Below are 484 nucleotides of genomic sequence, written 5' to 3' on the forward strand. Positions count from 1 at the left end.
GCGGTAACAGGGGTTCGAACCCCCTATGGGACGCCACTTTTTCTTTGTTTTAAAGTGAAGTGTTAGAAAGTAAGAAGAGTTGAGTATTTGTCCCATTCGTCTAGAGGTCTAGGACACCGCCCTTTCACGGCGGTAACAGGGGGTCGAACCCCCTATGGGACGCCACTTTTTCTTTGTGTTAAAGTGAAGTGTTAGAAAGTAAGAAGAGTTGAGTATGTGTCCCATTCGTCTAGAGGTCTAGGGCACCGCCCTTTCACGGCGGTAACAGGGGTTCGAACCCCCTATGGGACGCCACTTAATTTAATGTTAATGCGGGAATAGCTCAGTGGTAGAGCACAACCTTGCCAAGGTTGGGGTCGCGAGTTCGAGCCTCGTTTCCCGCTCCATTTCTAATGTTTATCTGTACGTCCCATTCGTCTAGAGGTCTAGGACACCGCCCTTTCACGGCGGTAACAGGGGTTCGAACCCCCTATGGGACGCCATT

4 tRNA genes are annotated in these 484 nt (G+C 50.6%); all 4 read left to right on the forward strand.

Annotation, left to right across the window (positions count from 1 at the left end):
• Positions 1-89: 89 nt before the first annotated feature.
• Positions 90-165 (forward strand) — tRNA-Glu (locus tag I8J31_RS20055).
• A 53-nt stretch (positions 166-218) separates the two neighbouring features.
• Positions 219-294: transfer RNA gene (locus I8J31_RS20060), tRNA-Glu, on the forward strand.
• Between the two features lie 17 nt (positions 295-311).
• Positions 312-386 (forward strand) — tRNA-Gly (locus I8J31_RS20065).
• Positions 387-406: 20 nt separating this feature from the next.
• Positions 407-482, forward strand: a tRNA-Glu gene (locus tag I8J31_RS20070).
• Positions 483-484: the final 2 nt, after the last annotated feature.

It is taken from the genome of Marinomonas transparens, assembly GCF_016463975.1.
GTDB classification, from domain to species: domain Bacteria; phylum Pseudomonadota; class Gammaproteobacteria; order Pseudomonadales; family Marinomonadaceae; genus Marinomonas; species Marinomonas transparens.